Source organism: Paraburkholderia franconis (assembly GCF_009362735.1).
GTDB lineage: Bacteria > Pseudomonadota > Gammaproteobacteria > Burkholderiales > Burkholderiaceae > Paraburkholderia > Paraburkholderia franconis.
Genome location: NZ_WHNP01000068.1, coordinates 1 through 26,643 on the forward strand (window position 1 = coordinate 1; position 26,643 = coordinate 26,643).

The following is a 26,643-nucleotide window of genomic DNA, read 5'->3' on the forward strand; positions in this document are numbered from 1 at the left end:
GCTACGGCCGGCTTCGTGCATTAACTCGTCGATGCTGGCGCGGGTGTTCTGAATCAGATCGAGCATGGGCAACAGGAGCTGACTGTTCTCGGCAAAACAGGCGCGCAGCCCGTCCGGGTCCTGCTTGGGCACCACGTGCAACGGCGCGCTGGCGCTTTGGGGCTTCTTCTTGGTACGCTTCATTTGGCGGTTCTCCTTGGTCCCCTGTCCGGGAAGTTGGTCGTCGAAACCCGATTCTCTCGGATTTCCAACGGGGAACCGCCGCCTTCAACCTTCAACTACGCCCGGGACATTGCCACGTGCGTCGAAGTGGATGCATTGCGGCCCACCGGCATGATGCTCAAGACGAAGAGCGATGACGGAACCGACCCAAAGACGGAGTATTTCAGGAGAGGGTCGGCTGCGAGCGCGCTCTCAATTTCCGACTTCGTGCCGTCGTATGTGATGGGTGCGCGACACCTACATTTGACGGGAATCAACCCTGCGCTTTCGAACGAGACACGGGAGTTGTCCTTTCACTCTGCGCGAGAGATGCGGGCGGCGGGAAAGACAGTTTCGTTCGACCCGAACCTGCGTCCTGCCTTGTGGCCAAGCCGTTCCGAGATGGTCGAGACGCTCAACGAGCTGGCATCGCATGCAGACATCGTCATGCCCGGGCTCGGTGAAGGCACCATTCTCACGGGAAGAAGGGCCGGAAGACATCGCCAGCTTCTATCTCAATCGCGGCGCGAAGCTGGTGATTATCAAACTGGGTGAACGCGGTGCGTACTTCCAGAGTAGCGACGAGGCGAAGATTGTGCCGGCTTATCCCGTTGCGAAAGTCGTCGATACCGTGGGTGCCGGTGACGGGTTCGCCGTCGGCGTCATGAGTGCGCTTCTGGAGGGCCACTCCGTCACTGAAGCGGTCGCACGGGGCAACTGGATTGGGTCACTGGCTATCCAGGTCATCGGAGACTCGGAAGGGCTGCCCACGCGCGCGACGCTTGAACAGCATGAGGCAGCGATACGGGCCTGAGTGCATCGTCGCGACACAATTTCGCCTTCTGTCTTGCAAAACGGCGGCTAACCCAACAGACGGGCCGCGACATTAAGTACGCTGAGGTTCAGTGGGCGACCGGGCGGGTACGCCACCAAGCCATTAAACTTGCCACGAATACACCCCAGCACGCACCAAGGACCAGCATTATGAGCGGAATGGCGGCGCACGTCGCGTCGAACGAGAGTGCGCGCAGTAGACGCGGCAATGCAGACTGGTCACTGGCCGTAAGGAACACGACGAAGAGTCCAGTAGACACAGCAGTGAGCCCATGCACGAAGGCACGGGCAGGCCGCACACGGTAGCGGACGATTAGGTAGGCGAAAAAGTAGGCGACGGCAGCAGGAGCGACCAGCAAGAGCGAGAAGAGCACGTCGTGCTGGACTGCAAAGCCCATCAACGCCTCATGCACATTGTCCAGCGCTGCTTTCAACATTCTGTTTTGCCCTCGTGCGACGTTCTCGTCGGTGCCAGTTTCACCCGTTTGCCGACATCGAACCGACCAGCCTGACGACTGGGGAAACAGCTCTGCCATCGACAACTTGCGGCTCAACTTGAGCCCGTCAGCCCAATTTTGGCGAGCGGGTCATATATTGTCGTGGCGTCGTCACATGAAGCGGCGCGAGGTCGGAAACTCTTCGCTTATCGAAATTTTCGACAACTTTGACCGGTACCACCTTTGAAACCAGGTCCGACTTTCACCATTGCTTTTAGGCAAGATGTCTGGAGCGATGCCGATGTACGTCACGCCCACGCGAAAAACATCGGGTCCGGTTCGAGGGTCACGCGAAACAAGGATGGCGCACGCGGACCGTCTAGCCCTCGAAATTCAACCTTCCCGAGAGGGCCGACGATAATGACTTCCTGCGCACCGCTGTTGAGGTAGGCGTCAGCCTTGCGCTCAACTTGGTCGGCGTCATTGTCGTCCGCGAGCACCTCGATGCACAGGTCGGGAACGGAAAGTAACGGGGTGTCCGAATCGATTTCCGGCCACTTCTCCTCGGGCATCCACACGACATCGGCGATGCAGATTCCGAACGCACGGGTCGTTACCGCTTGACGCATCGCTACCCGAGGCCCCAACTGCGAGGCAAGCTGGCAGAACATGTCGGTGACGAGAAGTTGATGCCATGGACACACCCGTCGATGGTCGATGACTCGTCCGAGCGGGTCAACTTCGTACTCAACTGGTCCGTCGCTAGTCGCATGCGCAGCCAGGTTTCGCCATACTGCCAACAGCCTGTCTTGGTCCGGGAGATTTTGCGCTTTCATGATGCTCTCCGCCAAAGAGACAATTTCAGTGTATACCCCCGCGAAGCGGGGCGATAAGGCGAGTCGGCCGCATCGCAGTTAACAAACAATCCACGCGCTGTGCGTCGCACCAAAACACTCCGTGTTGACCACGAGTATCACGCCTGTTTTGAAGCGCAACAGTGCGAGACCCGCTGACAGCTCGACAAGTAGCGACGGCCAGTCGAGAGCACCTTTTATCCCATGTGGCCGCAGCACGCGCAGGGCCGAAAAATACGGCGAGCTTCACGGCTACGCCAACTATGGCGTCGGTTATGCCGGTCAAAGGAGCGGTGATGAGATTGCCGGGCGTCGTCTCGATGAACGGACCGCCCAGCATGATGAAGGACGGCAAAAACGTAAAGAACGTCACAATCATCGAGGCGACGATGGCGGAAGCCAGAACAGCGTCCGACACTAATGCGGCCTTACAGTAGCACGTAGCCGTCGATGTGAGGGTAGGGCCGAACAGCGCCGTCACGGCGACAATTGCCGCAACGCGTGGCCGCCTCACGCCCATTGCGCGGCCGCAGCCAGCAGGATATTCGGCAGCCAGCTCAGTTTAAAGTATCGGCCTTCGGCAACGGTAAAAAGTAGATTTCCGTGCCCGAATTTCGTATCTCTTCGTCGTCGACCGTGTAGTCGGTGGGCGCATCGGCCACCGCTTCGTCGGTCGCGAGCCGAAACAACCGGATGGTGCCCGCCGCACGCAAGGTCTTACACTTCTGCGCATGTCGATAGACGGACGTTGTGCGAACGAGGCGGCGCGTTTTGAGGCCCATCTTTTCCCCCTTTGTCGCGCTGCGCGATAAACTTCATAAGACACTTTAACTCTAGGTGCCTCACCTCATTCTGGCAAGGGAAGGCAACCCTATAACTTCTGCTGCGCAGCCACAAAAAACTTCGCAAACACCGTGCCTGCGCTCGACTCCAGCAGACGACGGCAAGATGGAAGTGCAAGACTGAAGTGCAAGCTCAACCCGCAGCTCCAGCGGGCTTGGCCGTCCTTGGCGACGTGACCATTGACGAAGCCGTCAGCCGTAAAAAATCCAGCGAGCCACCGTTTTATGCACGCGAGAATGGCCGCGCAGTTGGCACAGCGTCGCCGAGCGCGGTCATCTGGCGGGTCGCTGATTCGATACGCGACTGGCACTGTTGCCGGGGCTGCGACGGCAGTTGCGTTGGACAGGAGGTGCGCTGTTCCCAACGGCTACAGAAATAACGCGGAGAAGTGATGAAACCAGTGATTTGCGGCCTCGTCGCCATGGTCGTGGCGTCCCCGGTATTCGCCGGCGAGCACTATAGGCAGGTGTGGAATCCCCCGGAAGCGCGCGGCATGCTACACGTCCAGCCAGACCACAAGTCACCACCGCATCGCCGTGCGAACGTCTGTATCGCTCACACCAGGGCGCATCATCGTCAGGTTGTAGCGACGGCATCAGTTCCGAAAACACCAGGTGCCTCCACTGCAAGCCGGGCGCGCCGGCCACGATTTGATGACCTTCCAAGACAGATAACTCCCGAAGGCAACGTGCTTCGCGTCGGTGGCCGGATGGCCCGTATAGAGGTCGAACACTGATGCAAAGCGAAAAGCACAAAGGTTATGTCCTCTGGGGCCACGCCATCCTGCAGCAGAAAGATATCCTGCGGGCCGAGAAATACGCGGCGAGCGGCACAATCACCGGGGACAACAGGGTCATCGAAGCGTCCGGTGTGCTCGATGATTTCGACACTCACGAAGAAGCGGAAACGGCGGGGCTTGCCTGGGTCCGTGCCTGGGTCGACAACCACGGCTAAGGGCATTGCACGTTTGCCGGCTATCGGCCGGTTAAGGGCATCGAGAAGAAGACGGGCTGATAAAAGCTTCGTGCTTCGACACAGGACATATCTAAAACGTCCTCTCGAACAGGATATAAGGTCGTTTCGCTACAGATGTCTTTAACTTCCTCATCGTTCGAAGAGTTCATTAAGACATTAAAGCCATCTATTGGATGGAACTCTTTTTAGGGGTTGGCGGCGCTCCTCCGGAGCGCCCTGATTAGGCCTCCAGCATCATCAAGGTCCAACGCCACGCTCTGCGGACCGCCCGCAAAGACCGTTCGTGAGCCCCCGGAAATAAGTAGCATCCGGCAGAATCAAACGCGCGCTACGCTGGAGCAAACACAATAGCGCCACGGCCATCGATGTGCGTAAAGCTTCGGACAAAGCGATATGGCTGGCCATCAATTTCCAGAAAGTTGATTCCCGCATGTGTCAAACCGAGAATCTCATCAGCCAGTACTGCCTCAATCGTCCCAAAGCTGCGCAAATCGTCGTGCGACCCAGCCGGGTCTCCGACGTACATCGCACATGTCTGGGCACGAGGTCTCATCATAATGAGACTTCCGCCCATATCGAGCGCGAGTTCAAGATACTCAGCCAGGGTCAGCAGCGACGCTGGCGCCTGCTGTTGTGTTCCGTTACCCGAACTGAAATCCACTGCCATATTGCCGCCCTGTCGAACACGATTACGATGCATCTTGGCCCGCCGCCTGGCTGCCGCTGCTCCGCTATAAGCGCCCGGGTATGCATCCGGCCTGCTTTTCCGAAGCCTGTGCAGGCGCGAATACCGCCGCGCCCCGGTCCCCGAAGTGCGTGAAGCTTCGAACGAAGTAATACTGACGCCCCGCGATTTCTACCCGGTTTCGTCCGACCTTTGTCAGCCGAAGAATTCCATCGGCAATTGTCCCTGCGACCGTTCCACAGAAAGCCAGGTCGGCCTGCCCTGCCGCGACATTACCTACATACATTCCGCAGACATCATCGCATTGTTGCATCATGATGAGGCTCCCTCCCTTGCGAAGGGGCAACTCGAGATATTCCGCAAGCATCATCAGCGCCTCCTGCTCCAATTGTTGTCGGCCAGCGCGCGAGCCAGAAGTTGTCATGGGAACACCTCCTCAGAACTGCTGCTCGAAGTAGTGCTGCTGCCTGAAATCCAATGGTAGCCTCACCATCAAACGGGAGTTCGGCAATTCCTGCCGACTCCCATTGAATCGTCATTGCGTCGCGGCAATACCGTCGCGAACTGCAGGCATTGGGACTTTGTAATCAGATGGACCGTTTGCTGGCAGCCATGTCTATCTTGCGCAGAACTGCCCGCAACGACCCCACCTTCATGGGTTGCCAAATCGCGGCGACCGTGATGCAGCAAGTCATGCGTTACCCGTGAACATGCTGATTGGCGGGTTTCATCTCGGCGTGGTACAAAGTCGTTCGTCGCGGCTGGTCGCGCCGTGCGATTCCACAATCGCGAATGCGACTCTCAACATTTACAGGATTCAAAATGGCAACTGGAACAGTGAAGTGGTTCAACGACGCAAAGGGCTTCGGTTTCATCACCCCGGACGACGGTGGTGAAGACCTGTTCGCCCACTTCTCAGAAATCAAGACCGAGGGCTTCAAGTCGCTGCAGGAGAACCAAAAGGTCAGCTTCGACGTGAAGATGGGCCCCAAGGGCAAACAAGCCGCAAATATCAAGCCTGTCTAACAGGTCTGGACGCTCGCCTCGTTTTCAGTGAATGACCCGACAGGCGCGGGCCATCCATTTTTATTTTTACCTTCGGCTTTTCGGCCACCCGTAGATGAGATTGCGCATTCTGTGTGCGCTTTCGAGCGCAGCTTAAGCGTCGTGAACAGTTTCGCGCAAACGATGTCAGCATAGAGTTGCCAGCCGCCTGCCGTCATTCAGCAGCGCCACCCGGCGATGTGGCCACGCAGGCGCGCAGAGCGTGCAATCTCTCTTGCCATGCGCCAAGTGATTTCACGTGAATAACATCTCGCGGTCCGGCGAAGGTCTGCATCGGGACGGGCTTGACAGTGACGTCAGTGTTGCCGGACTGCTCGGCGGTCGACACGACCATACCTCCTCGATGACGCGCCCCAAAAGAGAACTCGCAGCGCTTCGCCGAACGCTTACGGTGCGTTGTGCCGGGGTCTGCCGCGCGCCGTCCGCCACGCCGAAGGCACTCAGCTTCTGATGCGCTACGCCACTTATTCCCAACGCGCCCGTGCTCTCTTCATCGATTCGATATGGTGGACGGTTATCGTCCTCTTCATACCGCTCGGGCCTTCGACCGATGACATCCTGGCGGCACCGGAAGCTTTGGCCTCGTCCATCATTCTCTGGCTTATGATTGCCCAATGCATCCCGATACTGGTCACTGGCGTCCTCTGGGCCGTGTGGAGTACGTCACCGGGAAAGCGCGCGATGCGGCTACGAATCGTCGATGCCGATACGGGAAAGCCAATGACAGTAAAGCAAGCTATCTTGCGCACTGTAGGCTATCTGCTCACTTTCGCAACGTGCGGAACTGGCTTCCTCTGGGTACTATTCAATCCACGGAAGCAGGCTCTGCATGACCGCGTGGCCAACACTGTGGTCATTGATGTTGCAGCCACAGTCGGCAACTTACCGACAAGGAAATGAGAGCGGGTTGCGCAGGTCGGGGGCGTTCGACACTGTCCGAGCTGACGGCGCGTTGCGCCGGTGATGCGAGAAAACGCACCACCTGCATTGCGCAAGTAACCGGGCGGCGACCGTTGCGTCACTGCCACCCGTCGTCGCCGGGCGTACTTACGGACGCGGTCCACGGCTGGCCGGCGCAGGCGCGCGGGCGATGTGGTAGCAGAACGGATTGGACGTAGGACGACTTTTCGCGGCTCGGCTCAGAACCGGCGCAACCCCTTCCGTCGGCGCCTTCTCGGTCGTAGTTCTTCTTCACCGCCGAATTTCGGCTCGACCCGATAGGCGTCGTCAAACGTGAACCATCGATGCTTATGCCGACGAGGAAATCGTTCGCTTCGTTCGCACCACTCGTCGGCAAGTCGAGACCCAGCATCATGGGTTCCCATCCCTTCCGGGAAAAGATGATTTCGTCGCCGTTCTGTGCTCCGATGTACTGCCGGATGCGACGCCCAAGCATCGGGGGCGACGTTCGTTGACCCCGATGCGGGTCCTGCAGTGCGTCCCTGTGCTGCGAGGAGCAGCATGTGCAGTTTATCTTGCCCGTCTCGCCGACGGGTTTCGCCATCATACGGAAACGCCCCCGGTTCTGGGGGCGTTTCCGTTTCAGGCTTTCGACTTGTTCTTGGTGCGCTGCTTGGCCATTTGAGGGCTTTTCTCGCCCTGCGCCTTTCCGGCAGCCTTCGCCGGCGAGGCTACCTTCTTCTTGCTCGACATCTCGGCTTCAGCCCCGTGAGGAGGTGAGGCCTTTCTGCGCGATGGCATGATGTACTCCTTAGGTTTCGTGCCGTTACGGCACTTTCCACAATAGGTGGCACACTAGCGAGAATCAAGACTCGAATGCCACGCAACCTGAGGACGCCCGGCGAAAAATCCGTCGAGTCTTGAGAGGCCCTGCTGTGGCGCGCTCATTCGGTTGTCGCGGCGAGACTATGGCCACTGAGTTGATTGCGGTGATTCGTACGGATGGGACCGGGTTGCCGGCGATTCACACAATCCAGGCGCTGTAGCGCCAAATGGCCGCTCAATGCTTCGTTGGATTCTTCCGCTGTTGACCGCGTATCACCGTTTCTTGCCCTCGGGATGGAGGAACGTGGTGGACATCAGTCATGTACCAACATGGTGAGGTTGAGCGCGCTCACTCGCTTATGGCGAACGTCCGTTTCTCGCCCTACGCCTAATCAGAAACTGTTCAAGCCTTCTCGCATCCGCGGGCTTGGGCATATGCGCGTCGAAGCCCGCCTCGACGGCCGCCGTGCTGTCATCGGCATAACCGGTAATCGCCACAAAGGTCGTTGCCCGGAGGTGCTCCAGTTTGCGCAATGTCCGGACCAGTTCATACCCATCCATGTCCGGCAGTCCGATGTCGCTCAAAACGACGTCGGGCGTCCAGTTTGCCACGATATCGAGCGCCTCGGCCGCACGATAGGCGACCCGCGTTTCATGGCCGGACAGTTCGAAATAAAGCGCAATCGCGTCTGCAGTGTCGCGGTTGTCATCGACGACGAGTATCGACATGGCCGGTGCTGCTGTCGACGCATCCTCGCCGTCCCGGATGACGGGAGCGCTCGCCGGCGCGGCGCGGCGCAACGTCAGTGTGAATTCGCTGCCGCAACCCAATCCCTGGCTATGAGCCACCAATGTGCCGCCGTGCAATTCCGCCAGCCTGCGGGCGAGCGTCAGTCCCAGCCCCATGCCGCCGGGTGAACGCGCCAGTGAGCGCTCGGTCTGTCTGAACAGCTCGAAAATTTCCTCGAGGTCGGCGGCGGCAAGCCCAATGCCGCTATCCTGTACCCGGAGGGCGACCTCCGTCTCGCCGGCCTCGACGCTTACGTCGATACGACCGCCAGCGGGCGTGTAGGTCGCCGCATTTTTCAACAGATGGGCAATTATCAGCGGGCACTGGGTCGTATCGGCATCCGCGTAGAGGGTCTCGTCCACATCAACCGTCAGGATATGGGCACCCTTATCCATGGCTGCTTCGCTGAGCTCGATTGCACGGTCGACGAGGTCCCGCAACCGGACCGGCTCCAGACTCAGTGCCAAGGCACCGCGAGACACGAGGGACGTCGACAGAAGGTCGTCGACGATTTGGCTCATGTAGCGGACGTGCCGCCGCAGGATTTGTTGCGCCCAGGAACGCTGGGGCTCCGTCGCCTCAGCTCTTGCGAGGACTTCGACCGCTGTGTGGATAGGCGCGAGCGGCGCCCTTAGCTCATGTGCCAGCATCGCCAGGAACTCGTCCCGGTTGCGCCTCGCTGCCTCCAGACGCCCTTGGGCCTCCGATAGCCGTTTGGAGGCCAGCCGCCCTTCGAGACAGATAACCGCGCAATTGGCGAGCGTCCTCAGTGCGGCTTCCTCATCATCGGTGATGTCATGCGGCTTATGGTCGATAGCGCACAGCGTACCGAGGCCCACCCCGTCTGACGTCTCCAGTACCGCCCCTGCATAGAAGACAACCCTGGGCTCCCCGACGACCTGGGGATGGTCCCGGAACCGCTCATCTTGGGTGGCGTTCGGAATGACGAGCATGTCGCCAGCGACCAGGGTGTGGGCACACAGCGACTCGCGCCTGCTTACGGGTCGCGGCTGCATCCCCCAGGCCGACTTGCACCACTGCCGGGTTTCGTCAATGAAGTTGATTAGCGCTATCGGGGTACGCAACGACATGGCCGCCAGGCGCGTTATCGCATCAAAAGATGACTCCGCTGGCGTGTCGAGGATGCCGAAACTGTGCAGTCTGCGCAAACGCTCACGCTCGTTCGCGGGATAGATGGCCTCCATAACCGTCACCCTGGTCCCGTAATGGGTCCCGATAACGGAGCCGCAAATGACGTGCCTCGTCGCCATGAAGGAGGAAAAAACGTCGACCTGGCGGCTCTTTTTGCATTAAGTTAAGAAGTACGGAGCACAGCACGCGATGGAGGTCGACATGGCCAAGGGAACTCGCCGCTGGGGCTTGAGCGCCTCAAACCGGCACGCTCTCCGCAACGCAGACGCGGAAATTTCCAATCTTGAAAAAGCATTGGCGGCGGATGGAACGCACTCGCTATTTGCTCAGACGTATTGGCGTCGCCGTCTTTATGAAATCCACGCACTGCCGGGACTGGGGATTCCTCAACGTATCAAACTGGAAAAGCTGCTCAGCATCCTGGAGCACGCGAAACGGTAGAATTCGACAGCGAAATTGGAGCATGCGGCAGAGGCGAGCCCTCACAAAAAAACGGTAGTCTCGCGGTGTCGCGAACGGGGTCGCGCGTTCGTGAAAGGTCGTCGGCAGCGAGACATTGCTCCGCGATTTTCCGGCGATGGTGACCCATGCTGGGCTCGCTGTCAGCGCTATCATTCGGGCGGCCAGTCCGGGAAGGCTTCCTCCGCCAAATCATGCTGCCGCGCCGCACGGTCGGACTGGAATGAAAGCAGCGCGGGGACGTTGATGTCCTCGTCAATTTCCGGCCAGAGCAATTGCTGACGGTCCATCGAGATGGCGAAGTGTTCGCGCTCCGCGGCTGTCGCTGCCTGGAGAACAGGAAACCAGCCCAGTGGGAATGAAACGGCCCGTCCGTTGGACAGGTCGAGAAACAGGTGCGTGCCGTCGAAGTGCACGCCCACTGCGGCACCTTCCATGGTCGCCTCCTGAACGGGATGCACGTTACAGCGTAGGTCGCGGCGACCTGGCGTTCAAGGAAAGTGCCGGAAAGTCTTCAATGCCGGATGCCCAGGTGTTCGATGCGGTTGTCCTGATGCTTGTGCCGTCTTCAACAGGAAGTATCGTGACCACCCCGCCGACCGATTTCTGTCCGCGGGGTATTGCCTAAAATGCATCTTGCATGGCAATTTCCTCCGCGTGGCGCACTGCACAATTTACAACCTGGAGGCCATATGGTCGAACCGTCTGCCTCTTCCGCAGCGGACCGCGCATGGCGCGCGGGCACGCTGGTCACATCGGCACTTGACGTGCGCCCGCATCGACCAGCCAATTTTGCTGCCGAAAGCGAGTCGATGCATCGTCTGGCGCACGCACTGACGTCCTCGGACGGCGCGATGCTGCAGACGCTGTCAGATATGGCGCTTAATCTGTGCGAGGCCGGAAGTGCAGGCATCGGGCTGCGGGAAGAGGACACCGACGGCACTCCGGTCTTTCGTTGGGTCGCGGTATCGGGTGAATGCGCTTCCGTCGTGAACACCACAAGCCCGATTGCAGACAGTCCAGGCGGCATTACGCTCGAACTGGCTGCGGGCCAACTGTTCTCGTTTCCCAAGCGCCACTTCGCCTGTCTGGAACACCTTGTCCCCGAGATTACCGAAGAACTGGTCGTGCCGATTCCGGGCGAACCGCAGCCGTGGGGCACCCTGTGGGTGATGTCTCACGACAGGGAGCACCGTTTCGATTCCGAGGACCGCAGAATCCTCACCGGCCTCGCGAACTTCACCTGCGCCGCGCTGACGATTACCCGGGCCAAAGCCGACGCGGAAACCCGTGCAGCGGAAGCAGAGGCGGCACGGAACGCACTGGCGCTGGCTGAAGCGCGCAAGGACGACTTCATCGCGCTATTGAGTCACGAACTGCGCAATCCCCTTGCGCCCATCGACAGCGCCCTGACGATAGTCCGAAGGCTGGTTGCGGACACGCCCGCCGTCCTATCTGCCCTGGATATCGCGGACAGGCAGATACGGATGCTGAAACGACTCGTCGGCGACCTGCTGGACGCTTCGAGAATAAGGCACGGCAAACTTTCTGTCCGTCCCTCGTACGGGTTGCTCCAGGATGTCGTTGCAGATGCGGTGACGGCGTTAAAGGCCGACGTCAACAACGGTCATCACCACCTGCACATCACTGTTCCGCCGTATCCCGTAACCGTTCACGCGGACGCCGCCCGTCTCACACAGGTTGTCTCGAACGTACTGTCGAACGCGGTGAAATATACGCCGCCCGGTGGCGACATCACCCTGCTGGTAGAAGCGCCGGACCTCAGCCTCGAGTCGACACCCGGTCAGTCGCCGCGTCAGGCTGTCATCACGGTGAGGGACAGCGGCGCAGGCATTCCGGCTTCATTGCTACCGCACGTCTTCGATATGTTTGCGCAGTCGGCATCCGCACGGAAGCATGCACAAGGTGGACTCGGCATCGGGCTGGCAGTTGTGAAACATCTGGTCGCGGCACACAATGGCACGGTCACGATTGCCAGCGCCGGCGAAGGCCAGGGGACCGAAGTTACCCTACGACTCCCCATTGTCTGCGAAAGCACAGCAGAGGCAGCCGTGACCGCGACACCTACTATGCCGCCAATTCGCATCCTCCTTGTGGACGACAACGCGGACGCCACGGCGGCCCTCGGCACGCTGCTGGAGTTGGAGGGGCACGAGGTGAAACGCGCACAGAGCGGCCCCGATGCGCTCGCGATAGTGGAGTCGTTTACCCCGGACATTGCCTTGATTGATATCAGCATGCCCGGCATGGACGGCATTGAGCTTGCGCAGTTGCTTCGCCTGCGTGCGCAATGCTCCCAGACGAAACTGGTGGCATTGACGGGCTATACCAGCAGCGCCAGGGGACTTCAGGCCGACGAACGGATATTCGACCGCCATCTCATCAAACCGCTGTCGCTCGACGACCTGGCCGATGTGCTTCGACGCCTGTAACAAAAATAAGTCCGTTCCGAGCCCGAAGGGTTTGCGTTGAGGGCCAGCACACTGCGTCCTCGCTGCCCCGTGCAAACGCGCTGTTTCTTTAGGAAGGCATCCTGTCTGCGCGTCAAATCAACTGCTATATAGCGATATGAATTGCGCTTACCGCTTACATCTCTTCGCTATCTGGCACGTGGCTTGCTCGCCGTAGTGTTTTCTTCACCGGGGCAAATCATGACTACCCCTGACCCGCGGATGCGCCCGTCCGGCACTGGCGCGAAAATCGTTGGCAGCGCCACCGGCGCGGGGCCCGGACCGGAGGTGATGGCAGCGACGACGCTCATTGGCGACAAGGTCATGTCATCCGACGGCGAACACGTGGGCAAGATATCCGACATCATGCTGGACGTGCGAAGCGGACGGATTGCGTATGCAGTCCTCTCGACCGGAGGATTCCTCGGCATCGGTGATACGCTGCACGCAATCCCATGGAGCGCCCTGACCCTGGATGCAATAGACAGGTGTTTCGTCGTAGACATCCTGGCCCAGCGACTCAAGGATGAGCCCGGGTTCGACAAGGACCACTGGCCTTCGATGGCGGACGAAAAGTGGGGCACCACGGTCCATCACTATTACAACCGCGAACCGTATTGGACGGCTACCCGTGACGTCAGCGAAGGACGCGCGACAGACATTTAGCCATCCCAGGGGTGGCTGTCGGTCGGATTCTGGCGCGGTCCGACGGTGCGGCGTGCCCCCTCACCTGCGTATTGCATTCGATTCACCCCCCACTACCTCTGTTAAGGAGACTTTGATGACAAGTCGACGAAAGAAGCACCCGCACGACGCGGACGATGAAAACGGCGCTGTCAATAAGCTTGGCGAAGTTGAAGTTCCTGAGGGCACGCCGCCTGCTTCCGACCCGCCAACTCCCATCCTTCGGTCGGAGGACGACGAAGAGCTGGTCGACGAGGACTCCCCAAAGTAGCCAGCTGACGCCTCTTGCGGATGCAAGGCGCAAGTTTCCGCAGGGTGCTTCGGGCTTGGGGTTTTCCAAAACGCCGGTAACCATACACTCGCCATCCCCCTTCGAGGCCGCGAGCGGGTTCGTCCTTCGCGAAAATGAGCCGACGTCAGCAGCACGTTCGCAAGCAACTGCAAGCGAATGGGCGGCAGCCTAATGGGGCTACCCTTCCAGCCGCCAGGACCCAAGAAGGACGGGGCAGGCTGCATCGAGGGTCTGTGCAGTCTGCAGGATGCTATTCCAGTGCCGCCAGCCTCATGAAGTTGCGCTTCGCACGATAGCTCTCCCTGACGGTTTCCAGTTCATCGACGAACTTTCTGTGCTCATGCAGATGCGCCCCGAGGCGGAGCGCGTCACCATCAGGATGTCTAATTTAATGTTTCAGGTACCGATTATCGACGACAACGCGAACACACGCGATGCCCTCGAGGCCGTGCTGCGGGACGCAGGCCACGTGGTGACACTCGCGCGGGACCGACGCGAGGCTTTGCGCCTCGCAGTTATGGTCAAACCCGCAGGTCATTGTCTGCGACGTGATGATGCCTGCAATCGATGGCCCCGAAGTGGCTTGCGGAATCAGGAGCATCCCCGTTCTCGCAAACTTGCCTGTCGTTCTGATGTCTGCCGCCTCACCTGTTCCTGCAGTCCGTGTCGTGGCAATGCTGCGAAAGCCTTTCGCCCCCTCGTTGCTGCTGTTGGTTGACTCCGTGCGGCACGTGACGGCGCGAACATTGTGATTGCAGCGAAGACGGCCAACCCGGACCCACGGCTTGAGGGCACGGTACATACGGCGGCGGCCGTGGAAGCGGCCGGCCTGTTCCTGTGGCAGCGGTTCATGTGACCAGGTTCGGTCACATGGGATGGCGCGGGCAACGCTGTGTACGCGTCGAGACGTCGTCGTCAGGGGGAGCGTACGCGTTGTTCTTCTTCAGGCGCGGTGACGGCAGTTGGTCAGTGCTCCCGTCCACTGCCGACATGCGGAAGTTGACCACAGAGCACTCACTCGTGCCGGTGCTTCGGCGTTCGTCTGTAGAGAAGGAATTGATTGGATGACGATGCTTACCAAGCCACAGTGACCTCACCGAGGTTGAAGCACGCTCACTTCCCCGGCGCGATGTTTTGCGCGGCGTCCGGCGGCGGCGCATCGCACGCGAAACTCTGCGCGGTGAGCGCGTCGGAATACACGGTCCAGCCGGCCACATCGGTCGCGAGCACGCGGATTGGCCGTTGGACCGCAGGCCGGTCGCCGCGGCGGTAGAGACATGGTGGCTCGTAGTAGAAGTCGAGGAAGCCGTACTGGTCCGCCGGCGGCGTGCCCGGGACGGTGATGTCCTGCGTGTGGCCCGGCAGGTCGGTGACGCGGAGCACTACAGGATTGTTTTTCGTGAAGCCCACCCCGAAGAACTCGACCCTATCGGTGACGTCATGGCGCTGTGCCGTGCCGAAATATTCCCGCGCGTAAAGCCTGGCACCCTGGGGTGGGCCCTTGTGTGGGTTCGCGCAGGCCACGCAAAGCGCCGAGAGAAGGAACGCGGCGCAGGTCGCGCGCAATTTCCGGACAATGCTCATGTGACCTGCTCCAGCTACACAGCCGCCGATCGTTCTTCATTTATAGAACAACAGAACAGCGTCGGCCTGGTGCCGCTTGCATATGGACCTGAAAATTGGTCTCGCCATCGCCTGCTACGTCGCGAAAGAAACAATTGAAATTTGGCAGTGAATCGAGCATGAACCAACCTGATGCCTTGGTGGGCGGCAGCGTGACTCATCAAAAACGTCAGCCTTTCAGCAACGCCCACACCGCATAGGCTATCGCCAACCACAGAGCAAGGATGAGCGCCGCTCCTGCATAGCTCTTGGGGCGTGTGCCCTGTTCCGCCATCCACCCGTCAGCGCGCGCCCGACTATCGTCCACCACCTCCTTTGGCAGCAGCCTGATTGTGAGCCAGATTAGTCCTGGCAGCAGTAATGCATCGTCGACGTATCCGAAGACGGGTATGAAGTCCGGTATCAGGTCGATTGGGCTCAGGGCGTAGGCGACCACAAATATGCAAAGCAGTTTTACGGGTGCCGGCGTCCCTGGGCTGCGATAAGCAAACCATAGCGTCAACGAGTCGCGTTTGATGCGTCTCGCCCAATTCCGGATTGTTTCGAAGATACTCATGCAAAGGCGTAGGAAAGTGAAGAATGCAACGATAGCTATGCGTTCAAAGACAGCACAGCGAAGCCTTTCTCGATGCACGGCGCTCTTTTTGCCATCGCTTAGACCGCAGTTCGCGCTGGATTCACTTCCACCGTCAAGTGTGAAAGCGTCTTGAATCGCTTGAGAGCCGCGTGATAGAAGCTCGGACCGCGCTGCACTTCGCTGGTCGCAACCGATACGACCGCACTCATGTGGCCCGGGCCGAGGCGCCACACATGAAGGTCAAGTACATTGTCGCCGCTGTCTTCAATCACATGACGGACGTTATCGGCCATCCGAAGGTCCGGACTCATGTCGAGCAGAATGCCTCCCGTATCGCGCATCAGGCCCCACGACCAGTTGGCAATGACGAGCGCACCGGTAACCCCCGCGAGCGGGTCCATCCAGAGCCAGCCAAACGCGCGGGCAAGCAGGAGACCCATAATGGCCAGTACTGAAACCGCTGCGTCCGCGATGACGTGAATGTACGCCGACCGGATGTTGTGGTCGCGTGTCGCGGCAGCAGATGCGTCGTCGTGGGCATGCTCGTGTTCTTCAAACGCGACTTCGTGTTCGCCATCGAGGAGACGGACAACTGCCTTGAAAGCATGGGGTTGGGGAATATCTTCGTTTGACTCGAGGTATTCACCCCGGTCGGCAAACTCAAAGGTCTGGCGTGAGCCGTCTGGCCGAATCGTCGTGACCGAAACAGCGTCCGGCATCAGCTTTGAATCCCCTGTTTCTGAAGTGATGCGGAACACAGGCGGTACGCCATCTTCGAAGATGGACACCGCGAACTCGCCAGCAGTGCCGAAGATGTGTTTCGCCTCATCCTCATGAGCATGGTCGTCTTCATGGCCATGTCCGTGACCATGCCCGTAACCATGTCCATGACTGTGACCGTGGTGGTCACCGCTTAGTAACCAGACGCTGGCAAGATTGACCAGCAGGCCGAGCACGGCAATTGGAATTGCCTGATTGAAGTGAATGGGCACAGGCGAGAGGAAGCGCGAAACAGCTTCGTATCCAATCAGCAGCGCAATCATGGCGAGCACGATGGCACTCGTGAACCCAGCAAGGTCGCCCAGCTTGCCAGTCCCGAAGACAAAGCGCGAATCACTCGCGTGCTTGCGCGCATACGTATAGGCCAGCGCAGCAATAAGCATCGCACCCGCATGCGTCGACATATGCAGACCATCGGCGACCAGTGCCAGAGACCCGAAGAGGCTGCCTCCAACAATCTCCGCCACCATCATGGCGCTGCACAGCGCAATCACCATCCAGGTCCTGCGCTCGTTTTCCTCGTGGGCTGCCCCGAGGAAGATGTGGTCATGCCCTGCGCCAAACGCGGCGTCTTTCCAATCGCTCATTTCAAAGCCTGCTCTTACTTGAAGTAGCTGTGAACCACTTCGATTAGCTGTTCGGTTCCGCTGCCGTGCTCACCGTCGGGTTCCGCATCGACAAGATGCGTCCGGATATGGTCCTCAAGCACCACGGCAAGCAATCCGTTCATCGCGCCCCGACAGCTCGTGATTTGCTGCAGGACGTCGTTGCACCCGCGCTCGTCCTCGAGCGCGCGCTCAATGGCCTCCACCTGTCCCTTGATACGGCGGACCCGGTTTAGAAGTTTCTGTTTTTCGCGGATGGTATGACTCACGGCGGGGCCTCAATATAGTCTAGGGGGGGGTATACTAGCGCGCCGGCTCGCCCCCGTTGAAGTGTCCAGACTATCCTTGTCTGGTTGGAACACGATGGTGTATACGTTATCGCCGACCTGAATGGCGACCCGGGGTTTCCGTCCCATTGGTCAGGGGCGCGCCGAGCAGCGCGTCGTCTTCATCAAAGAGGACGGTGTCGAGTGCTTTTTTGATAAGTCCCATGCGAGCGACGCTCTCGCCGAATCCATCGGCTATGCGGCGAACCCGCTTCAGTAAGTAGTTGGCTGTTGCGGTGCTCAACCGAAGAAAAAAAGCGACAAGAGGGTTGCGCTTGTCGCTTCAATTTGGCTGAGGGTGACGCACGGTACCTGCGGTCAGGTCTCAATCAAATTGAGAAACTGGCGTACGCGTGGTCTCGTACGACCGATGCAACCCACTGGTGTCCTTCGGACCACAAAAAAGAAAATGGCCCGCAATGGGGCCATTCACTTTGCGAAATGCAGTGTCGAAGCTGATTACAGCGGCTGGATGTTTGCAGCCTGCTTGCCCTTTGGCCCCTGCTTCACCTCGAAGCTCACCCGCTGGTTTTCCTGCAGTGACCGGAAACCTTTTGCCTGAATCTCTGAGAAGTGCGCAAACAGGTCTTCACCACCGTCTTCCGGCGTGATGAACCCAAAACCCTTCGCGTCATTAAACCACTTCACTGTACCTGTTGCCATTTTCCTGATGTTTCCAAAAACGTTTGTGATGACGAAGTCCAACCGGCATTTCACCAATTGAACCGTCAACTTTTTACACGATGAATTCTGCTGCCAGCAATAGGCGTTTTCGAGGGGGCGACGCGACATACCACTGTCATATTGCGCAGTTCGATTGCAAGCGCCGGAATGAAGCAGCAATCGAGCACTGCCGGAACGAGAACATCCAAACACTTTGAATGTCTCGTGCCCAGCTTACGCGTCGCAGAGGTCGCTGCACGGCCCGCTGTATCGAACTTCAAGCGAAGACCTGTCCTTGAAAACAAGCCGTTTCACAACGCCATAATCCTGGACGGCGAGAACGGCACTCCGGTTCACAAACACACCAGGTCGCTCGTCGGGTAGAACAAGCTGCATCAGTGAACCAAATTTTTGCGTCGCTTCGAAGAAGTTCGCCTCATGTGACGGCTCTGCTATCCCCAGCCAATACACGAGTGCGGCGCCGGAGTGTTTGGCATCGCGCGCAACCATGCGTAGCTTCCGTTGCCCAAAGAGGAACGAAGACGGTTCGATGCATGGCACATCGCGCATGTGGCTCTCCGTGAGAGATGGGTGAGGTTCGTGGCGTACTGTTCTGACGGCAGGTCGTGTGACAGTTCAACCCAAGTGCGTTCCCGGTGCGGGGAAGTAGCTGAATCCCTGCATGTCGCCGCGGAAAGGATAGCGCGGAGAATGCGTCGTGCGGGCGTGCTCCCGCGTCTCCAGCGCTCTATCCCGAGCGCTGGAGACAGCTGCTTTCGCTGCTTTTCTTCAAGCATCGGCGATTGCTGCTAGCTCATGTACAGACCGCCGTTCAGTGAGAAGTCCGCTCCCGTAGCGGAAGCGGCTTCGTCGCTGGCTAGCCAGGAGACAATCGAGGCAATCTCCGCTGCTTCGCCAAGGCGGCGAACCGGAATGCTCTGAACAATCGCGTCCAGGATTTCGGGCTTCACTGCACGGACCATATCGGTCCCAATGTACCCTGGGGAAACTGTATTGACCGTGATGCCCTTTGTCGCCACCTCCTGGGCGAGCGACATCGTGAAACCGTGAATCCCCGCCTTGGCGGTCGAGTAGTTGGTCTGGCCAAACTGTCCCTTCTGCCCGTTCACCGATGAGATATTGATAATACGGCCCCACTCCCTGCTGACCATTCCTTCAATGACCTGTTTGGTGACGTTGAAGAGACTGGTCAGATTGGTCGCAATGACGTCGTTCCAGTTCTCCCTCGACATCTTGCGAAACACGCCGTCTCGCGTGATGCCGGCATTGTTCACCAGCACGTCAATCTCACCGACCTCTTTCTTCACCTTCGCCAAGGCGGCCTCGGTCGACTCCCAGTCCGCGACATTGCCTTCCGACGCGACAAAAGTGAAGCCCAGCGCGGACTGCTCGGCCAGCCAGCGCTCCCGTCGGGGAGAGTTCGGCCCACAACCCGCGACGACCGTCAGCCCATCATTGTGCAGACGCTGACATATTGCCGTTCCAATTCCGCCCATGCCGCCGGTTACATAAGCAATTCGCTTCGTCATGTCCTTGACTCCTTGCTGTTACTGTTAGCGCATGGAATATTCTTGCCGCGGTGGCAAGATGCTTTCCTCACAACTTGATAGCACTACTATTGTTTTATTTAAGAGCTCGACTGCATCACACCGGCGCGCCAACCTTTTCGCACCCTTCTTAGGCGACCGTACAGCAACAAGAGGGCGAATTCACATGACGCTCAGCCGGAAAGACTCCCTATAAGGCAGCCGTCGCTCCCGCCGTCTGTCCGGTACAAAGCCGATAGACGTCAAGATTGAGAAAGCTCGCAATCCGAGTGAATGCACTTAGCGGTGGAACCGTGATTCCACGGCGCCAGAATTGCACGTCGTGTTCACTCACCTCGAGCCGTCTGGCGGCACCGGCGGAACTGATGCGAGCCCTCTTCAAAGCGGTGTCGAGGCGGGCGGCAAGGGCACGTCTCTGGCTGCTGTCCTCATCGCTACGCTGAAGGTGCTCAATGGTTTGAGCGCGTTGATTCATCTCGTTTGAAACCTCTCAGAAATGTTTTTATGGTCGCCGCCTCTCGAGCAAGCCGGTAAAGCTTACCAGTCATTTCGGCAATATCAAGTCGCATCAGGCTATCAGTCTTGATAGTTGCATGCGCATACGACGCAATAGCAAGGCCATTCGGTCGAACCGCTTGCAGTACCAGGGGCCAAAGTCTCGAAATCGGTCGTATGACGAATATCAACGATGGCTGGGCGAACGGTATTTGTAGCACACGACGGCTCGTGCGACGCATACGCGTTTACGATATTTGATGCAGTTCAGGTCGGAAATGGGCACAGTGTCCTGACGTGCTCTCATGATGAGGATGGGTATGCGCGCCTCGCCATTCCCATCAGCGGCGGCGGTCCGCACCGCCGTCGCTTAACGCCGCCACGAAACCGGCGAGTATCATCCAGCAAGAACCCAACGGACGGAGATACAGCAATGGACGACCGGTTCGATAGAAGGGAGCTGCTGCTTCACCTCGGGGACATGCTGGAAGCATCCACCTGTTTGGCCAGGGACTGGCCAACCGGATGCACCGGTTACGCGGCTTGCAAGGTCACAGGAATCGTTGCAGGACTTCGAGTTCCTCCAGATGCTGGAGCTCAGAATGACGGTGGTCGAGTTCGGCGCACGCGTCGCCAGTGCGTTCTTCCTGTGGCCAAAGGAACTGCTCGAAAAGGACCTCAACCGCGAGGCGCTTGCGTCGACCGTGCAACATGACCTTTTTGGCGGCAACCGTGACGGCTGGAGCGCATATGTCGCCTACATGCGGAAGAAGGTAAGTTGGTTTGGGACCGGGCTTCCCGAGGTACAAGGCGACGCCTCGGAAGAACCGGCGCCCGCTGAAGCCGAGGACGCGAGTCCAGAGGAGGCGTCGGTCGCGGGAGCACCGCTCGCTGATTGGGATGCGCCCGACGAGAAGAAGGGATGGCCTTGGCCCCAACCGGGCTCGACATCCTGATGCACTGCCGCTCGAAGCGGCAACGAGCATCACGGTACGACAGGTGTTGCGCTCCCTGCGCTTAAATGGTCCAGCCGGCAAGGATGGGCAACGTAAGTCGATTGCAGTGCTCCTGAATTTCGATACTACGGAGGCGGGTTGGGAACGGCCTCGCGCGCCCCGTAACGCCGCGTAGGTAACGGTGTTTTCATTGCCGCGCCCGCCAGTACGATATCGGTTCATGTTCACGCCACGCGCGTTGCATCGCTCCGCGCTGGCGATGCGTTCATCGCTAGTGACGTCAGGCACGCAGGCATGTCTGGTGCGCTCCCAAAACATGAAGGCCTCCCGCCGTATCGTATGGCGGCGAACGCCATCTGCTCACACATAAGCGGCTCCAGAGCATCGAAGCTGCAAGCTGTTCGGAAGCGCTTGAGAAAATCGTATTTGTCGGATTTCAATCAACCAATCGTTGCCCTAGGCTTTACGCATATGTTGAAAGTACCCCTCACCTCATGATGAGTGTGTCGGGTGTGCGGGGCTATGCAATCATCAAGACGAGATGGCGGCTACGGCCATCTGCTTTCGACACAAATGTTCGATAACCCGTCACAAGCGCCGTGGCGCGCCCCCCACCGTCTACTCGCGTGCGCTTTTTCCCTGTCGATGACAAAGCACAGAGGCTGGGCGATAGTGTTCGCTCGCGTTCCGGTCCGTCAGGAGATGGACGGGCTACGTCAAGTCGTTCGAAGCCTTCGTCACATCATCCGCTCGCACGAACTGCATCTCATCACGCGGAGGTAAAGTCATGGACATCTCGCAGGCGTTTGCAGCGTTAAACAATCGGTTCGTCGAAACGGTCAACTCTCACGACACGCCCAGTTGGGTCGGTCTGTTTGCCGAAGACGCCATTCTCATCCCGGCGGGTCAGGAAGCTGTGACCGGCCGAGAGCGAATTGAAGCATGGGCGGAAGTGGCAACGAAAATCTGGAACCACCTGGACATCCAGCAAGGGCTTTGCCAATCTGATGGAAATGTAGCGTGGGAATCCGGAACCTGGACCGGAAATATCAACGTACCGGACGAGCAGACCATGGACATCAGCGGAAACTTCCTGCTCATCGCACAGATGGCAGGCTCTTCGTTGCGTATCAAAGCGCACACATGGAACGTGAATCCCGCGACGCCTTGACCGGTTGCAGCTATTGAGCGGTGAGGTTGCGCTCCGGCGGATGGGCGGTCATACAGAAGGCCTTTCGGCGCGTGGCCGGACCGAGGGAGCGCACCTGGCTAGCAAGCTTTTTCTCCGGCTACGCCCCTGACCGCAAACCGGCGTTAGCTCTCCAGTGAAAACGGTGAGCCGCCAGTGTTTTCCTCGAACCACTGAAACGCGTCTTCAGCGCTCATAAAGCTGACACGTTCGCGCATGGCCCTGAGCGTTTTGACCTGCTCCTTGATGTCGGAAGGTGGGCTGCCATAAGCATTGAGTACCGCTTTCCCCGCTAGTACCCGTTCCAGTCTCGTGTTCTCGAGCTCGAGCGTGACCTTGAAAAATCCTCGCGAGATAGCGTCGTCTGTAAGGCTGTCGTCCGCCACGATGACCTGTACCGAAGTATCCGAGTCGGCAGCATCAACCCACAGAGTCGCGGTATCAGTCAAATCCGCACCGATAAGTTCACCAGCGCGAGCATAACCGTCCTGCACGCTGGTGACGGTTTTGTGAATTGGGTCGATGAGAAACGAAACGTCCACGGCGTCTCTCCGCCATGTTAGGGGCTACGCGGTCCATGATACACACTGACAACGTATGCGAAGGTGCCCCAGCGGGCCGCCCGAGTTATCGCAACCATGCGCCGCTTTCTCTCAACCAACCATTCCGTCAGCAGCCAGCACCTTGGTCACTTACCGTCAGCGCTAGCCCGTAGGCATTAGCGTCGAACCTATCCGCAACGAATGTAGAAACGGGAATCGATGACCAGTGTGTGACAACTGCTGCTTCACCTCTGGGCGACCGGCCCGTGCAGAGGTAGGCATCGGGAATTCATGCTGCATTTGCACACGCTCACATAAAACGCCATTAGGCGCCACATGGACCACTGCCTGCATCAGGGATTTCCCCAGATGACTGCCGCCCCACTCAACGCCTGCAAGGCCACGGCGCTGGTTGGCACCTTCCATGTTAACGGTCGAGTGCAACAGGGCGATTGACAATTTCGCACCTGCCTCTAGAATCAATTCGCTGCGTTGCAACAACGATTCCTACCCGCGATTTCGCGTTCCGTTCAACGGCCCGCTGGAATGTTCGCACCCTTATGGAGTTTGTGATGAGCACCCCCGACCTCAAGCAATCCTTCGCCGCGCAGAAAGCAAGTCTCGAAGCTATGTTTGACGTTCTGAACAAAGCTTTCGCGAGCATTGAAAAACTCGCTAGTCTGAATCTGCAGGTATTCAAATCAAACATCGTCAGAATTCAGGAAATCGCAGACAGGACCTTATCGACCAAAGACCCGCGGGAATTGTTTGAACTGCAGGCAGGTCAGGCGCAACCTGCAGTAGAAAAAGCGCAGTCGTACTTGCGGGACGTGTATGAAATCGAGTCCGGAGCCCTGGCCGATTTAACAGAGACTCTCGACGAGCAGTTCAAACGTTACCAGCACGACTGGCAAGCGTTTCTTGAAAAACTCGCGAAGAACGCTCCTGCTGGAAGCGAGGCCGCCTTGTCCGCATGGAAGTCCGCTATCGAAACGGCCAGTGCGACATTTGAAACTGCCCGGGAGGCGACGAAACAGGCGGCGCAGATTGCTGAAGGCGACGTCACGGCCGCGCTTGAGGCTCCAACCGAGGTCCGCTGAGCAAGCCGAAATCGTTGACCAAAAAATAGGCTGGTGAATGTCGGCCATAGAATTCAGAAGTTCCAGGCAGGTTCCGCTCATAATTTGAGCGGATTCCTCTTACTCTCAGCGCGCGGCACCATTTCAGGTTATGCAATAAGTTGTCCTAACCGAGCAAATTGAATCGGCACAGCAAGATATCAAACGCGTCGCGCCCTGACCTATCAGAGTAGGACATGAAGAATTCGAGCACGAAGTCGCTTCGCTATCAGGTGGAAAAATGGCTTGCGCCGGCCCCCACTGCACTTGTTCACGTCACCGAATTCGGTCGTACACGCTGGGGCCGGACACGTTATGTGTGCGTCGAGACGTCATCATCTGCCGGTGTGCGCGTGTTTTTCTTTCGGCACGGTGATGGCACCTGGCACGTGTTTCCGCCCGCCGGCGACAGGCAGGACCCGACGGCAGCGCTCATTGCGGCGTGTGCGACCATTTAGCTAGCACGCGCAGATGTGAGTACTGTTAGAAGGCAGACCAACCGGAGTTAGATTTCCCGCCAAAAATTGGCGGTGAAAGACGGCGCCAACTCTTCGAAGTACATGCGCTCCAGCGAGAGCGCTATCCCGAATGCCGAGGCTTGCAGCGGTCCATTCGCTCCCCAGAATTGCAGTTCTCCGCGTGGGCTCACGACAATGACCTCGCGGGCGCCGCCCGCCAGGTAGGCCCTGACTCTGGGGCCAATGTCTTGCGACATCTTGCGGTCAAGGAGCACCTCGACACACAGGTCTGGCACAAACGGGACAGGGGCTTCCCGGTCAAACCCTTCCCACTTGTCCGGCGGCATCCAGACCACGTCAGGTACGCGGATGCCATATGACGGGGTCGTCACGGCAACCGACATCGCCGCGACATGGCCAATCTGCTCGGCAATCTGGCAGTACACGTCGGTCAGGACAATCTGGCGCCGTGCCGACGGGTGTGGATGCAGCACCGTTTCACCGCGTTCATTCAGCTCACAGCATTCCCACGAGCCAGACCCTGTGTCCGAGCTAATCCGACGCCAGGTCGCAACGAGCCCGTCCCGTTCGAGGAGAGTAGACACGAAGATGAGCCTCCAATAGGGAAGTTGCGTAAGCGTATACCCTTTCTTTGCCATTTAACAATCGTTATTTGTGTGCACCGCACAATCAGCCCAGGCGGAACGCGTCGAAGCGACTGGCGCCGGCAGCTAGCGGCCTGCCGGACGGCACGCCGTAATCGTTGCAAGGCGAATGGTTCACCGGCGAAACTTCATGCAATTGCTTAAATTGATTGTGCGTCGCATCATAAACGGGAACAGTCGAGAGGCTCAGATGTCTCATGCATTGTTGCGGACGAACTGCGCTTCTGCGCCCGTTTCGCAGAGGTGATAGCGTGTCGGTCTCGCGAACTGGTTTTCCGAAATTTCTCCCTCTCATGCGCATCTCCGATAGAAATCGACATCGCACAACCGATGTCCGGTGTCTGTTCTCGATGGCAGCATCGCAAAAACCGGTTACAAGTCGGCGCCCGCTCGACGCAAGAGGGTCTGGGCCGCGTACTCCAGCCGGGTACAGACTTTCGTCAGCGGGAGCGCATGACGCGGCACATGAAAAACTTATGGCAGCTCGAACGTCTCAGTCAGCATGGGCGGCACGTCGGGCAAAAGCCGAGCCGTAGATTCGCTCAGCTCAAGGGCGCTCTATCGCTTGGCCACGGAGGTGATATGAAATTAGATGTTGAGACCTTCCGGCAACTGCGCCGTCTCGCTCCCGTTCTTGACGACATACTCAACGCAGGAGAGGTCGAGCACCCGGACCAGGCTGTGAATCTCGCGACACTCGCACAGCTGTGCTCGGAGCTATTTGACGCCTATCACTGCATGCATCCGGACGAAACGGCACAAGCTCGCCTCGACGCTCTTGAGTCGCAATAACCAACTGGGCGGATTCCGGCAGCGACGACACGATGTCTCTTCTTCCCCTTCGTTCTTCGTGTCAATGGAGACAGCCCCGCGGGGTAACGTGCTGATGGTGGCGCAAACCTATTGCCGCTTGCTCTGACCAACTCCCAGCATCATGTCCGCGAATTCGATGAACGAACTCGCGACAAAATCCCATTGGCCTTCTGCAAACAGGTCTTTGGTTTGCGCTTCACCGTGCTCACGAGGACGCGAAACAAACGCCGTCTTCAGTCCACACGCCTTTGCGGCCTTTAGGTCATCGTTGTGGGCAGCCACCATGCACAGTTCCGCTGGTTCAATCGCAAGCAGTTCCGCCGTATCGAGGTAAACAGAAGGCGCAGGCTTGTACATGCGAACAACCTCTGCGCCGAGGATGGCGTCCCAAGGAATGCCGGCGCGCTTGGCTATATCCAGCATGAGACGTATGTTCCCGTTCGACAAGGGAGCAATGATGAACCGCTCCTTCAACCGGCTGAGCCCGGGTACCGCATCCGGCCATGGGTCTAGCTTGTGCCAGGCGAGGTTGAGTTCGTCGAGCGACGCCGCAGGTATGGATTGAGGGTCGATGCCCAATCCCGTTAGCACCTTGTCGAGGTTCTCCCGATGTAATACATCGAGTCCCACAAATCCGCGATTGCCGGCACGGACTTCCGCCATCGCCGGCACATATTCTCGCCGCCAGGCATCGGCGAACTCGAACGGGTCGACAGTAACTTGCTGCGACGCTATATACGCGGCCACATCTCGGGCGACGCCGCTCCTCCAGTCGACGACTGTCCCGAACACGTCTTG

The 26,643-nt window shown here is 58.7% G+C and carries 30 protein-coding genes and 5 pseudogenes; 14 read left to right on the forward strand and 21 right to left on the reverse strand.

All coding sequences use genetic code 11. The features are described from left to right. Positions 1 to 183, reverse strand: a pseudogene (locus GCT13_RS49905) (IS256 family transposase); the annotation flags it as partial. Between GCT13_RS49905 and GCT13_RS38100 the strand changes: the two are divergent. Continuing rightward, positions 121 to 1,015 (forward strand): annotated as a pseudogene (locus tag GCT13_RS38100) (sugar kinase). The pseudogenes GCT13_RS49905 and GCT13_RS38100 overlap by 63 nt on opposite strands. An 88-nt stretch (positions 1,016 to 1,103) precedes the next feature. Here the strand turns inward: GCT13_RS38100 and GCT13_RS38105 are convergent. From GCT13_RS38105 to GCT13_RS38120, 4 genes and pseudogenes are all read right to left on the reverse strand, one after another. Next, positions 1,104 to 1,571, reverse strand: coding sequence for a hypothetical protein (locus GCT13_RS38105; RefSeq protein WP_152767126.1), 468 nt, complete (start codon positions 1,569 to 1,571; stop codon positions 1,104 to 1,106). Positions 1,572 to 1,780: 209 nt separating this feature from the next. Next, a complete protein-coding gene (locus tag GCT13_RS38110; RefSeq protein WP_152767127.1) occupies positions 1,781 to 2,308 on the reverse strand; it encodes a Uma2 family endonuclease in 528 nt (175 codons plus the stop codon). Between the two features lie 78 nt (positions 2,309 to 2,386). After that, positions 2,387 to 2,738, reverse strand: a pseudogene (locus tag GCT13_RS49910) (hypothetical protein); the annotation flags it as partial. Positions 2,739 to 2,883: 145 nt separating this feature from the next. Beyond that, on the reverse strand, positions 2,884 to 3,108 hold the full coding sequence (locus GCT13_RS38120; protein ID WP_152767128.1) for a hypothetical protein: 225 nt from the start codon (positions 3,106 to 3,108) through the stop codon (positions 2,884 to 2,886). A 796-nt stretch (positions 3,109 to 3,904) separates the two neighbouring features. On the opposite strand from GCT13_RS38120, the gene GCT13_RS38135 reads away from it, so the two are divergent. Further along, positions 3,905 to 4,123 (forward strand): hypothetical protein, encoded by a 219-nt coding sequence (locus GCT13_RS38135; protein WP_152767130.1) that lies wholly within the window; start codon positions 3,905 to 3,907, stop codon positions 4,121 to 4,123. Between the two features lie 349 nt (positions 4,124 to 4,472). Here the strand turns inward: GCT13_RS38135 and GCT13_RS38140 are convergent, their stop codons facing one another. Next, a complete protein-coding gene (locus GCT13_RS38140; RefSeq protein ID WP_152767158.1) occupies positions 4,473 to 4,811 on the reverse strand; it encodes a hypothetical protein in 339 nt (112 codons plus the stop codon). Positions 4,812 to 4,875: 64 nt separating this feature from the next. Continuing rightward, the gene (locus GCT13_RS38145) at positions 4,876 to 5,253 is read right to left on the reverse strand and encodes a hypothetical protein (RefSeq protein WP_152767131.1); all 378 of its coding nucleotides are present in this window, start codon (positions 5,251 to 5,253) and stop codon (positions 4,876 to 4,878) included. A gap of 398 nt (positions 5,254 to 5,651) precedes the next feature. Between GCT13_RS38145 and GCT13_RS38150 the strand changes: the two genes are divergently transcribed. Continuing rightward, positions 5,652 to 5,855: a cold-shock protein gene (locus GCT13_RS38150; protein ID WP_012406518.1), complete on the forward strand. Its 204-nt coding sequence runs from the start codon at positions 5,652 to 5,654 to the stop codon at positions 5,853 to 5,855. 489 nt (positions 5,856 to 6,344) lie between these two features. Then, positions 6,345 to 6,794 (forward strand): RDD family protein, encoded by a 450-nt coding sequence (locus tag GCT13_RS38155; RefSeq protein ID WP_152767132.1) that lies wholly within the window; start codon positions 6,345 to 6,347, stop codon positions 6,792 to 6,794. Positions 6,795 to 6,912: 118 nt separating this feature from the next. On the opposite strand, the gene GCT13_RS38160 is transcribed toward GCT13_RS38155, so the two are convergent. The 3 genes from GCT13_RS38160 to GCT13_RS38165 form a co-directional block, all read right to left on the reverse strand. After that, positions 6,913 to 7,209 (reverse strand): hypothetical protein, encoded by a 297-nt coding sequence (locus tag GCT13_RS38160; protein WP_152767133.1) that lies wholly within the window; start codon positions 7,207 to 7,209, stop codon positions 6,913 to 6,915. Positions 7,210 to 7,436: 227 nt separating this feature from the next. Next, entirely contained in the window at positions 7,437 to 7,595 is a 159-nt protein-coding gene (locus GCT13_RS48745) for a hypothetical protein (RefSeq protein ID WP_193727867.1), read from the reverse strand. A gap of 381 nt (positions 7,596 to 7,976) precedes the next feature. Continuing rightward, on the reverse strand, positions 7,977 to 9,614 hold the full coding sequence (locus tag GCT13_RS38165) for a hybrid sensor histidine kinase/response regulator (protein ID WP_193727868.1): 1,638 nt from the start codon (positions 9,612 to 9,614) through the stop codon (positions 7,977 to 7,979). A 148-nt stretch (positions 9,615 to 9,762) separates the two neighbouring features. On the opposite strand from GCT13_RS38165, the gene GCT13_RS38170 reads away from it, so the two are divergent. Continuing rightward, positions 9,763 to 10,002 (forward strand): hypothetical protein, encoded by a 240-nt coding sequence (locus GCT13_RS38170; RefSeq protein ID WP_227747221.1) that lies wholly within the window; start codon positions 9,763 to 9,765, stop codon positions 10,000 to 10,002. 170 nt (positions 10,003 to 10,172) lie between these two features. Here the strand turns inward: GCT13_RS38170 and GCT13_RS38175 are convergent, their stop codons facing one another. Continuing rightward, on the reverse strand, positions 10,173 to 10,457 hold the full coding sequence (locus GCT13_RS38175) for a DUF2442 domain-containing protein (protein ID WP_152767136.1): 285 nt from the start codon (positions 10,455 to 10,457) through the stop codon (positions 10,173 to 10,175). Positions 10,458 to 10,712: 255 nt separating this feature from the next. Between GCT13_RS38175 and GCT13_RS38180 the strand changes: the two genes are divergently transcribed. The 3 genes and pseudogenes from GCT13_RS38180 to GCT13_RS49915 all read left to right on the forward strand — a co-directional run. Further along, positions 10,713 to 12,473: a hybrid sensor histidine kinase/response regulator gene (locus tag GCT13_RS38180; protein WP_152767137.1), complete on the forward strand. Its 1,761-nt coding sequence runs from the start codon at positions 10,713 to 10,715 to the stop codon at positions 12,471 to 12,473. Positions 12,474 to 12,692: 219 nt separating this feature from the next. After that, positions 12,693 to 13,157 carry a PRC-barrel domain-containing protein gene (locus tag GCT13_RS38185; RefSeq protein WP_152767138.1) on the forward strand — a complete coding sequence of 155 codons (465 nt, stop codon included), beginning with the start codon at positions 12,693 to 12,695 and terminating at the stop codon, positions 13,155 to 13,157. Positions 13,158 to 14,185: 1,028 nt separating this feature from the next. Next, positions 14,186 to 14,296, forward strand: a pseudogene (locus GCT13_RS49915) (SDR family oxidoreductase); the annotation flags it as partial. Positions 14,297 to 14,580: 284 nt separating this feature from the next. On the opposite strand, the gene GCT13_RS38200 reads toward GCT13_RS49915, so the two are convergent. From GCT13_RS38200 to GCT13_RS38215, 4 genes are all read right to left on the reverse strand, one after another. Beyond that, entirely contained in the window at positions 14,581 to 15,051 is a 471-nt protein-coding gene (locus GCT13_RS38200; protein WP_152767139.1) for a hypothetical protein, read from the reverse strand. 208 nt (positions 15,052 to 15,259) lie between these two features. Then, positions 15,260 to 15,646 (reverse strand): YkvA family protein, encoded by a 387-nt coding sequence (locus tag GCT13_RS38205; protein ID WP_152767140.1) that lies wholly within the window; start codon positions 15,644 to 15,646, stop codon positions 15,260 to 15,262. Positions 15,647 to 15,744: 98 nt separating this feature from the next. After that, entirely contained in the window at positions 15,745 to 17,034 is a 1,290-nt protein-coding gene (gene dmeF / locus GCT13_RS38210; protein ID WP_152767141.1) for a CDF family Co(II)/Ni(II) efflux transporter DmeF, read from the reverse strand. A gap of 14 nt (positions 17,035 to 17,048) precedes the next feature. Then, a complete protein-coding gene (locus tag GCT13_RS38215; protein ID WP_321574884.1) occupies positions 17,049 to 17,321 on the reverse strand; it encodes a metal/formaldehyde-sensitive transcriptional repressor in 273 nt (90 codons plus the stop codon). Between the two features lie 121 nt (positions 17,322 to 17,442). Between GCT13_RS38215 and GCT13_RS48750 the strand changes: the two genes are divergently transcribed. Further along, positions 17,443 to 17,598, forward strand: a complete 156-nt coding sequence (locus GCT13_RS48750; RefSeq protein WP_193727869.1) for a hypothetical protein — start codon at positions 17,443 to 17,445, stop codon at positions 17,596 to 17,598. Between the two features lie 239 nt (positions 17,599 to 17,837). Here the strand turns inward: GCT13_RS48750 and GCT13_RS38220 are convergent, their stop codons facing one another. From GCT13_RS38220 to phbB, 3 genes are all read right to left on the reverse strand, one after another. Further along, on the reverse strand, positions 17,838 to 18,041 hold the full coding sequence (locus tag GCT13_RS38220; protein ID WP_152767159.1) for a cold-shock protein: 204 nt from the start codon (positions 18,039 to 18,041) through the stop codon (positions 17,838 to 17,840). Positions 18,042 to 18,275: 234 nt separating this feature from the next. After that, a complete protein-coding gene (locus tag GCT13_RS38225) occupies positions 18,276 to 18,611 on the reverse strand; it encodes a hypothetical protein (RefSeq protein ID WP_152767142.1) in 336 nt (111 codons plus the stop codon). A gap of 239 nt (positions 18,612 to 18,850) precedes the next feature. Further along, complete coding sequence (gene phbB, locus GCT13_RS38230) at positions 18,851 to 19,591, reverse strand: acetoacetyl-CoA reductase (protein WP_152767143.1); 741 nt, start codon at positions 19,589 to 19,591, stop codon at positions 18,851 to 18,853. 340 nt (positions 19,592 to 19,931) lie between these two features. Between phbB and GCT13_RS48755 the strand changes: the two genes are divergently transcribed. The 3 genes and pseudogenes from GCT13_RS48755 to GCT13_RS38245 all read left to right on the forward strand — a co-directional run bounded on the left by GCT13_RS48755 (position 19,932) and on the right by GCT13_RS38245 (position 22,231). Further along, positions 19,932 to 20,093 (forward strand): hypothetical protein, encoded by a 162-nt coding sequence (locus tag GCT13_RS48755; RefSeq protein ID WP_193727870.1) that lies wholly within the window; start codon positions 19,932 to 19,934, stop codon positions 20,091 to 20,093. Positions 20,094 to 20,537: 444 nt separating this feature from the next. After that, positions 20,538 to 21,060: pseudogene (locus GCT13_RS38240) on the forward strand (hypothetical protein). Positions 21,061 to 21,847: 787 nt separating this feature from the next. Further along, on the forward strand, positions 21,848 to 22,231 hold the full coding sequence (locus GCT13_RS38245) for a YybH family protein (RefSeq protein ID WP_152767145.1): 384 nt from the start codon (positions 21,848 to 21,850) through the stop codon (positions 22,229 to 22,231). A 143-nt stretch (positions 22,232 to 22,374) separates the two neighbouring features. Here GCT13_RS38245 and GCT13_RS38250 read toward each other — a convergent pair whose 3' ends face one another. Next, positions 22,375 to 22,791 (reverse strand): hypothetical protein, encoded by a 417-nt coding sequence (locus GCT13_RS38250; RefSeq protein WP_227747222.1) that lies wholly within the window; start codon positions 22,789 to 22,791, stop codon positions 22,375 to 22,377. Positions 22,792 to 23,363: 572 nt separating this feature from the next. Here GCT13_RS38250 and GCT13_RS38255 point away from each other — a divergent pair. Then, positions 23,364 to 23,891: a phasin family protein gene (locus GCT13_RS38255; RefSeq protein ID WP_193727871.1), complete on the forward strand. Its 528-nt coding sequence runs from the start codon at positions 23,364 to 23,366 to the stop codon at positions 23,889 to 23,891. A gap of 523 nt (positions 23,892 to 24,414) precedes the next feature. Here GCT13_RS38255 and GCT13_RS38265 read toward each other — a convergent pair. Further along, positions 24,415 to 24,972 carry a Uma2 family endonuclease gene (locus GCT13_RS38265; RefSeq protein ID WP_321574886.1) on the reverse strand — a complete coding sequence of 186 codons (558 nt, stop codon included), beginning with the start codon at positions 24,970 to 24,972 and terminating at the stop codon, positions 24,415 to 24,417. Positions 24,973 to 25,614: 642 nt separating this feature from the next. Between GCT13_RS38265 and GCT13_RS38270 the strand changes: the two genes are divergently transcribed. Continuing rightward, positions 25,615 to 25,824, forward strand: coding sequence for a hypothetical protein (locus tag GCT13_RS38270; protein WP_152767149.1), 210 nt, complete (start codon positions 25,615 to 25,617; stop codon positions 25,822 to 25,824). A 108-nt stretch (positions 25,825 to 25,932) separates the two neighbouring features. Here the strand turns inward: GCT13_RS38270 and GCT13_RS38275 are convergent, their stop codons facing one another. Then, complete coding sequence (locus tag GCT13_RS38275) at positions 25,933 to 26,637, reverse strand: haloacid dehalogenase type II (protein ID WP_321574887.1); 705 nt, start codon at positions 26,635 to 26,637, stop codon at positions 25,933 to 25,935. Positions 26,638 to 26,643: the final 6 nt, after the last annotated feature.